This is a genomic window from Ensifer sp. 1H6 (assembly GCF_001976035.1).
Classification (GTDB): Bacteria; Pseudomonadota; Alphaproteobacteria; order Rhizobiales; family Rhizobiaceae; genus Ensifer; species Ensifer canadensis.
The window spans coordinates 395,342-406,600 of sequence record NZ_MOAI01000001.1 but is presented as its reverse complement, the minus strand read 5'-3'; the positions used below and the strand labels follow the sequence as shown (position 1 = coordinate 406,600).

The following is an 11,259-nucleotide window of genomic DNA, read 5'->3' as shown; positions in this document are numbered from 1 at the left end:
ATGCTCAAATCACAACGAAATCCTCCAGCCATCGGCGACGATGAGGCAGACGCCGCGTTCCCGGTAACCTTCCGGGTTATCGTCGGCGCCTTGCTTGGCGTTCTGCTTTTTGCCGGCGCCGGCGGATGGGCTGCCACGGCCCAGCTTACGGGCGCGATCGTTGCGGCGGGAATGGTCAAGGTCGATCAGAACCTGAAGGCAATCCAGCATCGTGACGGCGGCATCGTCAGCGAGATCCTGGTCAAGGAAGGCGACGCCGTCAGAAAAGGCGACATCATGCTGCGGCTTGACGACGTGCAAACCCGAGCGGAACTGTCCATCGTCAAGAACCAGCTCGTCGAACTGGCGGCGCGAAAAACGAGGCTTGTCGCCGAACGGGACAACGCGGCGGAATTGCAGTTTGGAGCAGAACTCAGTGAGGCAATGAGTGTGGTTCCGACGGTCTTCATGGGCGAGGCGCGGCTTTTCTACGGGAACCGCCAGAACCGGGAAAGCCAGAAGCAACAGCTCCAATTGGGAATTTCCCAACTGGAAGAGGAGGTCAATGGCTTGAAGGTTCAGCTCTCGGCAAAGCAGGACGAACTGGCGCTGATCAAAACCGAGCACAAGAAGATCAAGCGCCTCACCGACAAGAACCTGCTCGAGACCTCCCGCAAGTACATCATCGATCGCGAAATGGCGAAGATCACCGGCGAGTACGGCGAGATACAAGCCAACATCGCGCGGTCCAAGGCCAGAACCAGCGAAATCGAGCTTCAGATCATTGCCATCGACGAGGCGGCTCGAACCGAAGCACAGCGTGATCTAACGACCGTCGAACAGAAGATCTCGGAGTTGAGTGAACGAAAGGTGGCTGTCGAAGATCGGTTGCAACGCACTGATATACGCGCCCCTTTGTCGGGAACCGTGAACGAGCTTTTCGTCCACACGATTGGTGGGGTGATCACGCCGGCGGAAAAGCTGGTCACGCTTGTCCCGACCGACGCTGCACTTAAGATACAGGCCCGGCTTTCTCCCACCGATATCGATCAGGTGTTTTCCGGTCAGGTGGCCAAGCTTCGCTTTTCGGCTTTCAATCAGCGCACTACTCCCGAACTCTCCGGACACGTCACCTATGTGTCGGCCGCAACGAGCAACGACCCAAGTTCGGGCGAGACATACTACTTGGCGGATATCGGGGTTGCCCAAGTGGAGTTGGCCAAGCTCGGTGACAATAAACTCTTGCCCGGCATGCCGGTGGAGGTCTTCGTTTCAACGGAGCAAAGAACAGCACTGTCGTTCCTATCGAAGCCGCTTACCGACCAATTCAGCCGGGCCTTTCGAGAACAGTGAACAATTTCCGATCTTTCGTACCGAGGCGTGACGTGCCTCGTGCGCGAACGGGTCATCCCAGGGCTGTTTCCGCGACATCCTTGGGATGACCGTCTGTCGCCGGACGGGACGCTTAAGAAACTCCAAAGTGGCCACCACAAGCAGGCAGGGCGAAGCCGTCAGTGCCACTGGTAAAGCTGCTCTGCATCTTGATCGTCATCCAGACCTGCTGTCTGACGTTCGGGCAGTGTGCAAAGTCCGGCTGACAGGGTAGCGGCTTGCTGAAGATCGAAACTCCGCAGCTTCCCCCCACCCGCCGACATCGGTCAACCGCGAGAGGAACCAAACGCGCCCGAAAATGGTTTTGTCTCGCGAGGATGCGAGCCGTTCCAGCACGTGACAGCACGGTGAACACGGGCGCGTTATCCTTGTGTTGCCATGAGCAACGAATTGGCAGGCGAGCCTGCACGCACCTGATCTACACTCAAGGAAGTCGGTGCGGATGGCGGACGAGTACCGGGGACAGCGATGGCCAGCGACAAGCTTTCGACCTACAAACAGAAGCGCGATTTCAAGGTCACCAAGGAACCAAGCGGAGCGGGCAAGCTCAGCCCTTCCAATCGACGTCGCTTCGTCATTCAGAAACATGACGCCACCCAGCTGCACTACGATCTTCGTTTGGAGCTCGACGGTGTCTTCAAATCCTGGGCCGTGACCAAGGGGCCATCGCTCGATCCCCAAGACAAGCGCCTTGCGGTGGAGGTCGAGGATCACCCGCTCGACTATGGCGATTTCGAAGGCACCATTCCGAAAGGCCAGTATGGCGGGGGCACTGTCATGCTGTGGGATCGCGGTTATTGGGAGCCGGAAGGAAATCGGACGCCGGAAGAGGCGCTGGCCAAAGGTGATTTCAAGTTCACACTTGAGGGCAAACGGCTCCACGGCAGCTTCGTGCTCGTGCGTATGCGTCATGATCGCGATGGTGGAAAACGAACGAATTGGCTCCTGATCAAACATCGTGACGATTTTTCGATCGATGAGAACGGAGCGGCTGTCCTTGAGGAAAACGACACCTCAGTCGCCTCCGGACGCTCGATGGACGCGATCGCGTCGGGCAAAGGCAGAAAGCCAAAGCCCTTCATGGTGGAGGGCGGCGCTATTGGGGCCGACGCGGTGTGGGACAGCAACCACGGTCTTGCCGCCGAGGAACGCCAGGCGGGAGCGGGGAGCCGAAAAAAGTCTGTGTCCGCCAGACGCCCGAAATCCAGAATGCCTGATTTCATCCCACCGCAGTTATGCGAAACACTGGACCGCCCTCCGAACGGCGGTGGCTGGATCCATGAGATCAAATTTGATGGCTACCGCATTCAGATGCGGGTCGAGAATGGCAAGGTGACTTTGAAAACCCGCAAAGGTCTCGACTGGGCAGCGAAATTTGCCGCCATCGCCAAGTCGGCAGCAGCTCTGCCTGATGCCATCATCGATGGTGAGATCTGTGCTCTTGACGAAAAAGGAGCACCTGATTTTGCCGCCCTTCAGGCAGCACTTTCCGAAGGCGAGACTGATGCCTTGGTCTACTTTGCATTCGATCTCCTGTTTACCGGCGATGAGGACCTGCGAGAGCTTGCGCTGACAGAGCGGAAAGAACGGCTCGCAGCGATGCTGGAGGATGCGGGCGACGATCCGCATCTGCGCTTCGCCGAGCATTTTGAAACCGACGGTGACGCCGTGCTGCGATCGGCCCGCCGTCTTTCGCTTGAGGGCATCGTTTCCAAGAAAGCGGATGCACCGTACCAGTCCGGCCGCTCCGACACGTGGGCGAAATCCAAATGCCGCGCAGGTCATGAAGTCGTCATCGGCGCCTATGCAACGACCAACGGCAAATTCCGATCTCTCCTTGTTGGCGTCAATCGTGGCGAGCATTTCGTCTATGTCGGCCGGGTAGGGACAGGCTATGGCGCAAAGACCGTCGAAATGCTGTTGCCGAAGCTGCAAAAGCTCGAGGCCTCCCGGTCACCCTTTACGGGGATCGGGGCGCCAAAGAAGGATCGGAATATCGTTTGGCTCAAGCCGGATCTCGTTGCCGAGATCGAGTTCGCCGGCTGGACGACTGATGGCCAGGTGCGGCAGGCGGCATTCAAGGGCTTGAGGGAAGACAAACCGGCGGGCGAGGTGAAAGCGGAAAAACCGGCGTCACCTTCAAAGGCTGCCGTGTCCGATCCATCGACAGTAAAGCCAGTACCAAATCGTATCCGCAAGGGCGGGAAGGCCGAGGTCATGGGCGTGCTGATTTCCAGCCCGGAAAAACCTCTATGGCCGGATGGTGGCGATGGGAAGCCGGTGACCAAGGTTGAGCTTGCCCAATATTATGAGGCGGTCGGGTCCTGGCTGATCGATCATATCAAAGGTCGGCCCTGTTCGATCATTCGCACTCCCGACGGCATTGGCGGCGAGCAATTCTTCCAGCGACATGCCATGCCCGGAACATCGAACCTGCTCGAGCTGGTCACCGTATTCGGGGACAAGAAGCCTTACCTGCAGATCGACCGCGTCGAGGGGCTTGCGGCGATCGCCCAGATCGGTGGTGTCGAACTGCATCCCTGGAATTGCGAGCCCGGGAAACCGGAGGTGCCCGGCCGCCTGGTGTTCGATCTGGACCCGGGCCCCGAAGTCGAGTTTTCCACCGTCATTGACGCGGCTCGGGAAATTCGGGACCGGTTGGCAGAACTCGGGCTGGTAAGCTTCTGCAAGACGACGGGTGGCAAGGGACTGCACGTCGTAACGCCGCTTGCCGTGTCGCGACGGAAGAAATTGAGTTGGGAAGAGGCGAAGGGTTTTGCCCATGATGTCTGTCAGCGGATGGCCCGTGACAATCCGGATCTTTACCTGATCAGGATGGCGAAGAACCAGCGCGAGGGCCGCATCTTCCTCGACTACTTGCGCAACGACAGGATGTCGACCGCCGTTGCTCCTCTGTCGCCGCGGGCGCGCCCTGGGGCCACGGTGTCGATGCCGCTCAACTGGACGCAGGTCAAAAAGGGTCTCGATCCCACACGCTTCACCATCCGGACCGTGCCGCAGCTTCTGAGAGCGGGGACCGCTTGGCAGGATTATTGTGAAAGCCAGCGCTCGCTGGAGCAGGCAATCAAGCGCCTGAGCAAAACGAACAGGGCTGCGGCGTAGTCATCCGCCGAAAATGCGGATGCTTTTCACCTCGACATGGATCGTGGGCGATGGCTGTAGCGGACCGGACGCCTCGGCAATGGTGCGCGGCTCATTTGCGGGGTCGGGTTTCGGCGGCCACAGATTTGCGCAGCGCATCCATGATGTTGATGACATTGCTCGGTTCCGACGCTGGCGATTTCGCTTTGCCCTTCTGGGGTTTTTTCGACTGTTTCTTCCTCGTGTTGATGATGTCGAGCAGCCGATCCTGGACCGGGTCGACGACCATCTTCGGGTTCCAGTCCTGGGTCTTCTTTTCGATCAATTGCTGGACGAGCGGCATCATGTCGGAATCCGCTTTCTCGTTGCCGATATCCTCAAAATAGGCTTTCTCGTCCCTGACCTCGTCCCCGTAGCGCAAAGTCCACAGGATGATGCCTTTACCACGCGGCTCCAGTAAGACGGCGCGTTCGCGACGCGAGATGACCAGTCGCGAAATGCCAACCACCCGCTTGGCCTCCATCGCTTCACGAATGACGGAAAAGGCTTCCTGACCGACAGGGTCGTTCGGGGAGAGATAGTACGGGGTATCGAACCAGATCCATTCGACGCTGTCGCGGGGTGCGAAGGTGGATATGTCGATGGTTTTGGTGCTGTCCAGCGCGACATTTTCGAGCTCGTCGTCCTCGAGCATGACGTACTCGTCTTCGGCGCGTTGATAGCCCTTGACCTGGTCGTCCTCCTTGACTTCGTGCCGGGTGACCGCATCCACGTAGTGGCTGATAACGCGGTTCTGTGTCGCGCGGTTGAGCGTATGAAAACGGACCTTTTCTTCGTCGGACGTTGCCGGCATCATTTGCACCGGGCAGGTCACCAGCGACAGCTTGAGATAACCTTTCCAGTAGGGTCGAACGGCCATGAAAGCGTCCTCCGACTAGCTGGCGCGCCGTTTTTGCGCGGTAGCGGGCTTGGATTTGGCAGCTGCAGATTTTGCAGCTGGCTTGCGAGCGGCGCCCTTGTTGACATTCGCTGCGGTGCGCTTTGCTTTTGTTTTCTTCGCACCCATGCCCGCACTTTCGCGCAGTGCCTGCAGCAGATCTCCAGGCTTCGACGCAGCGGGCGCCTTCCTTTTGGGAAGCGAGCGTCCTTCGATTTTGGCTTTGACCAGTTCGGCCACGGCAGCCTCATATCGATCGTCGAAGCTGCTGGCGTCGAAGCTACCCTTCTTGGTTTCGATGATATGTCCGGCAAGATCCAGCATCTCGCCTTCGATCTTGAGGTCGGGGAGATCCTCGAAAGCCTTGTCGGCCGAACGGACCTCGTAATCAAAGTTGAGCGTGGAGGCAATCAGCCCCTTGCCATGCACTCGGATAAGGACGGTGCGCACCCGTCGGAACAGCACCGTTCGCGCAATCGCGGCGACCTTTTCCTGTTTCATCCCGTCGCGCAGCAGCACGAAGGCATCGGTGCCCAGCTTGTCGGGAGCGAGATAATAGGGCTTGTCGAAGTAGATTGTGTCGATCTGGGAGCAGGGGATGAAGGCCTCTATCTTCAGGGTCTTGTCGCTGTCGGGAACGGCTTCGGCCATTTCCTCGGGTTCCAGGACGACGTACTGGCCATTCTCCATCTCATAGCCTTTGACCTGGTCGTCACGCTCAACCGTATCTCCCGTCTCGCCATCGACGAATTCGCGTTTGACTCGGTTTCCCGTCTTGCGATTGAGAGTGTTGAAGGCGATGCGGTCAGAAGTTGATGCCGCCGTATAGAGCGCCACGGGACAGGTCACCTCGCCGAACTTGATGTAGCCTTTCCAATTCGCTCTTGGGGCAACCATGATACAAGTTCTCCTGACGCGGCAAAGGAACTCAACCGTTCAGCCGGCGTTTCGTTCCCGACCGTTCCCAATCGAATGCATCTTTTGCGCCGCAGCCGCGTTTGTGGAGGGGAAAATCACAAGGGAGGTCTGCCATGAGAATGCGCGAGCCAATCGATACCGGCAGCGGTGAACGCCGTCGGCGGCGCGAGGAGGATCGCGAGTCCAAGATGGGCAACGAAGCTTCGTCGTCGCTGCCCATCGCATGCCGGCGGCGCAGATCATTCTGGTGAAACTCGCCACCTACAATGTCAACGGCATCAACGGTCGCCTCGACGTGCTGCTGCGGTGGCTCGAGGAGAGGCAGCCGGATGTCGTGTGCCTGCAGGAACTGAAAGCGCCCGACAGCAGGTTTCCTCATCGGGAAATCGAGAAAGCCGGCTATGGCGCGATCTGGCACGGACAGAAATCATGGAATGGGGTGGCCATCCTGGCTCGAGGACGGACCCCAATGGAGACGCGCCGCGGTTTGCCGGGCGATCCTGATGACAGTCACAGCCGCTACATCGAGGCGGCAATCGAGGGGATAATCGTCGGATGCCTTTATCTGCCGAATGGCAATCCCGCCCCTGGACCCAGGTTTGACTACAAGCTGCGTTGGTTTGACCGGCTGCAGCACTATGCGGCGCAACTGATAGAACTGGAGATCCCGGTTGTCTTGGCTGGCGACTTCAACGTCATGCCAACCGATCTGGATGTTTACAAGCCGGAGCGGTGGCGAGACGATGCGCTCTTCAGACCGGAGGTGAAAGCGGCCTACGCCGCACTTCTTGTTCAGGGCTGGACGGATGCGGTGAGGCATCTCCATCCGAATGAGCGGATCTATACATTCTGGAAGTATTTCCGAAACGCATTTGCCCGAGACGCCGGGCTTCGCATTGATCATTTCCTGTTAAGCCCGGCGCTTGCTGGCGATCTCAAGCGGGCCAAAGTGGACAAGTCGGTGCGAGGTTGGGATCACACGAGTGACCACGCGCCAGTTTGGATCGAGCTGCTTTAGCGCGTTTCCGATTTAGACGGGCCGAACAAACGCTTTATCTCTTTGTTTTTACGCATTTCCTGAAGGAAAACCGCTTCACACTTTTCTTGGAAATGTTCTTAGTGCCCGCAACAATCTGCTCTCCCGTAGACATCCGATCACAACAAGCCCTCGGTCCTGCAGCGAATGAAAGCGGGCGAAAATGTGGGAATTTCAAGACTTCGCCACATTTCTCCCATGCGAGAAAGTTACTGGAGGTTGTTTTGTGATTCGTATGCACTGCCTGCAATTTTGAAAAATCGAGGATTGATATGGTAAAAGTGACCAGAATTGCCACGACTGTCTGTGCTCTTGGTGCCCTCCTGGCAACAACTGGATTGGCTCAAACGGCCTTCGCCCAAACTCAGGCTGAAACCACTTCTGTCGCACCCTTGGCCACAGGCTTGACCGATGGCGGGGCCGCTGAAGCGCAGGTCGTCGAAGCTGTCCGCGCCGGGGATGTTTTAACAATCAAACTCCGCTTCAAGCCGCTCGCGACGAACCAGCTGGAACGAATATATGATTCGATTAGCCAGGACGCATATGAAAACAGCTTCTACGTTCTTGCTGGCAATAAGAAATACCTGCTGCTCACGGACAGCAGTGATAAGCCGCTGACAAATCCAAACCTCGTTATCAAAGCTAACAAGGATTCTCCGATCGCGGGTTCCTGGCATGGTAGGTTCCCTGCTCCGCCAAAGGACGTCACCGAGGTGTCACTGACGATCCCGGGCGTCGAGACACTCGACGCGATCAAACTTACCGACCGATAGCCATGGCTGGTGCAGCGAAATGTTCCCTCGCGATGGTCGTGATCATGATAGCGGCCAGCGGCTCTTATGCGCAGGTGTCACCTTACCATCGCGAAATACGTGATCTTAAGGCCACGGTTCTTGATTTGAAGGGGCTACCCTCCGATCTGAACAGCGCCGTGTTTGATCTGTCTGCGAAAGCCGATGGGCTTACCGCTCAGCACGGTGGTCTTTCCGTACGACAAGACGCGACGACCGTCAGGGTGTCCATGACGGGCGATGTGCTGTTCGATTTCGACAGGGCCGACATCCAATCGGCCGCCGAACCGACGCTCATGGACATCGCGCGTCTCATCACATCCGTCCCCGCCGGCACGATCATCATCGAGGGTCATACCGATTCCAAAGGGTCGGCTCAGTACAATAAGGAACTGTCCCTTCAGCGAGCTAGTGCCGTCATGCAATGGCTTGTGAAACATGGAGCAGATAAAGCGCGGCTATCGGTCGAAGGGCTAGGTGACAGCCGTCCGATCGAACCCAATACGAAAAACGGAGCGGACAATCCCCAAGGGCGCGCTCTCAACCGGCGCGTCGAGTTCGTTTTTCCAAAGCGATAGAAAAATGGGTCCTGCGGGCCGATGAATTGACGCACGCCGGCTACTTAGGGCCGACGTGCGACCGCTATGGCGTTTGCTGTTGGCCCGACCGGCCGACGCTATCCGTACGGTGACGTATGCGCCTGACGGAGCCCGAGGTCGCCCTTGTGGAGTGTTTGGCCCACAAGTAACCAGTGCACCATCAGGCGGTGTCTTCAACGACGAACAGATCGACGGACCGCCGAGGCATTACGACGCAAAGCCGCCGGCGGCAAACACAGCAAGCGCGCATCCATCCGGCATTCGGATAATCAACCGTTGTCTGTGAATTGCCGACACAACGGGAGGTATGGCGGTTCTTGACATGTATTCAGATACGGCTTTTAAGTTTGCTGGCGGCTTTGCAAAGCAGCAGAGTTGTGCGGAAACCCTACTGCATGGTTCCTTAAATCCAATCCGATTCAAGGATCAAAACATGCGGCATCAGCTCTTAGAGGTCCCAATGCGCCGAGTCCCTTCTCACGAAAATCACGTTGGAATTTCTGAGAAGTTGAGGATTCATGCGCACCTTAAATCTGGGCGTCCTGGCCCATGTGGATGCAGGCAAAACTAGCCTTACCGAACGACTCCTTTTTGACGCCAGTGTCATCGACAAGCTAGGCAGCGTCGACGCAGGCAATACACAGACAGATAGCCTCGCTCTGGAGCGGCAGCGTGGCATCACCATCCGAGCTGCCGTCGTTTCATTCACGATCGGCGACACGGTGGTGAACCTCATTGATACGCCCGGTCACCCCGACTTCATCGCCGAGATCGAGCGCGTGCTTGGGTTGCTGGACGCTGCAGTCGTCGTTGTTTCCGCAGTCGAAGGCGTGCAAGCGCAGACGCGAGTGCTCGTGCGGGCGTTGCAGCGTGTTGGGGTTCCCTTCCTATTCTTCATCAACAAGGTCGATCGTCTCGGTGCGCGCTACGACGAAGTGCTGCAAGCCATTGCCGGCCAACTACCGGTTCGACCCATCGCCATGTCGGCCGTCATTGATGCCGGTAGTAAACTCGCTCAGGTAAAGGCGTTCGATCCGGGAAGCGAGCCGCTTTTCACCGCGCTGTGCGAGTCCCTGGCGGAAAACGATGACGAGCTGCTGCGCGATTATCTGCAAGCGCCGGATCGTCTTACCGACGAAAGACTTGACCGCTCGCTGCGGGATCAGGTTTCTCGCGGTCTGTTGCAGCCGGCATTTGCTGGCGCGGCGGTAACCGGCGTTGGCCTGCCAGCTCTGACATCGGCAATTGCGACCCTACTGCCCAGCCGCGACCTCGATCCTGATGCTGCTGTCACCGGCAGGATCTTCAAGATCGAGCGTGGATGGGGCGGTGAGAAGCTCTCCTATCTCTATCTCTCATCTGGCACGGTCTGCGTGCGGGAAATTCTCGACCTGCCTCAGGGGTCGGCAAGGGTGACCGGAATCCAACTTTTCGACGCCGGCAAAATTCACAGCGCAACCAGCTTCAGGGCAGGCCAGATTGCTCGGGTCAGCGGCCTTGGCAGCGCCCGCATCGGCGACGTGGTAGGCACCACCCGCCTCGCAGACGTCCCGCACCATTTTGCGCCTCCAACGTTGGAATCCCGGGCTCAAGCGCAGCGTCCCTCCGAGCGTGCGGCGCTCTGGCTGGCGCTAAACCAGTTGGCCGAACAGGACCCGCTGATTGACCTGCGCAAGAACGACGACACGAACGACATCTTCGTGTCTCTCTATGGCGAGGTGCAGAAGGAGGTGATCCAATCGACCCTGTTGACGGATTTCGGTCTCGAAGTTGCGTTTGAGGATAGTACAGTCATCTGCGCCGAGAGGCTCGCCGGAACCGGCACGGGCCTTCAGATCATCTTCAAGGAGCCGAATCCATTCCTGGCGACCGTTGGCTTGCGCGTCGAACCGCGACCGGAAGGGGCGGGCAACAGCTTCGCGCTGGAAGTGGACGTTGGCCAGATGCCGGCAAGCTTCTACCGGGCAGTCGAGGAAACCGTATTCGAGACGCTTAGGCAGGGCATCTTCGGCTGGCAAGTCATCGATTGCCACGTTGCCATGACCGCTGCGCGGCACAGTTCCCCGTCGAGCACCGCTGCAAACTTTCGGCAGTTGACGCCGTGGGTCCTCGCAACTGCGTTATCAACGGCAAAAACCGTTGTCTGTGAGCCGATCGACCAATTTTACCTTGAGGCTCCCTCGGAAACTTTGGGTGGCTTGCTGACTCTGATTGCCAAGTCGGGTGCTGTCACCAAGAAATCGATTGTCGCCGATGGCGTAGCGCAGCTGGAAGGGCATGTCGCCTCCGAGAGGGTTCAAGGCATTCAGCAGCAATTGCCGGGACTGACAAGCGGCATGGGGACCATGGAAACCTCCTTCCACCACTATGCCCCGGCAGCCGACCCGCAGCGTTCGCGCAAGCGTTCCGGTGTCGATCCATTCAACGGCCGCGAATATCTACTCCGATTGTCCCGACCTGCAGACCGTGCGAAAACTCGGGATGAAATTTGAGCCGCAGAATGTC

General features: G+C 58.1%; 8 protein-coding genes. 6 read left to right on the top strand and 2 right to left on the bottom strand.

Translation table 11 applies throughout. The features are described from left to right. Both BKP54_RS01785 and ligD read left to right on the top strand, forming a co-directional pair. A complete protein-coding gene (locus BKP54_RS01785) occupies positions 1 to 1,332 on the top strand; it encodes an HlyD family type I secretion periplasmic adaptor subunit (protein WP_084814093.1) in 1,332 nt (443 codons plus the stop codon). Positions 1,333 to 1,839: 507 nt separating this feature from the next. Beyond that, positions 1,840 to 4,494 (top strand): DNA ligase D, encoded by a 2,655-nt coding sequence (gene ligD, locus BKP54_RS01780; RefSeq protein ID WP_084814092.1) that lies wholly within the window; start codon positions 1,840 to 1,842, stop codon positions 4,492 to 4,494. Positions 4,495 to 4,585: 91 nt separating this feature from the next. Here the strand turns inward: ligD and BKP54_RS01775 are convergent, their stop codons facing one another. Continuing rightward, positions 4,586 to 5,392, bottom strand: a complete 807-nt coding sequence (locus tag BKP54_RS01775; RefSeq protein WP_084814091.1) for a Ku protein — start codon at positions 5,390 to 5,392, stop codon at positions 4,586 to 4,588. 15 nt (positions 5,393 to 5,407) lie between these two features. Next, complete coding sequence (locus BKP54_RS01770) at positions 5,408 to 6,307, bottom strand: Ku protein (RefSeq protein WP_084814090.1); 900 nt, start codon at positions 6,305 to 6,307, stop codon at positions 5,408 to 5,410. A gap of 268 nt (positions 6,308 to 6,575) precedes the next feature. Here BKP54_RS01770 and xth point away from each other — a divergent pair, with 268 nt between their 5' ends. The 4 genes from xth (at position 6,576) to BKP54_RS01750 (ending at position 11,246) form a co-directional block, all read left to right on the top strand. Beyond that, entirely contained in the window at positions 6,576 to 7,346 is a 771-nt protein-coding gene (xth, locus tag BKP54_RS01765; RefSeq protein ID WP_084814259.1) for an exodeoxyribonuclease III, read from the top strand. Between the two features lie 290 nt (positions 7,347 to 7,636). Next, positions 7,637 to 8,137: a hypothetical protein gene (locus tag BKP54_RS01760; RefSeq protein ID WP_025430447.1), complete on the top strand. Its 501-nt coding sequence runs from the start codon at positions 7,637 to 7,639 to the stop codon at positions 8,135 to 8,137. 2 nt (positions 8,138 to 8,139) lie between these two features. Next, positions 8,140 to 8,733, top strand: coding sequence for an OmpA family protein (locus BKP54_RS01755; protein WP_084814089.1), 594 nt, complete (start codon positions 8,140 to 8,142; stop codon positions 8,731 to 8,733). 539 nt (positions 8,734 to 9,272) lie between these two features. Beyond that, positions 9,273 to 11,246, top strand: coding sequence for a TetM/TetW/TetO/TetS family tetracycline resistance ribosomal protection protein (locus tag BKP54_RS01750; protein ID WP_084814088.1), 1,974 nt, complete (start codon positions 9,273 to 9,275; stop codon positions 11,244 to 11,246). Positions 11,247 to 11,259: the final 13 nt, after the last annotated feature.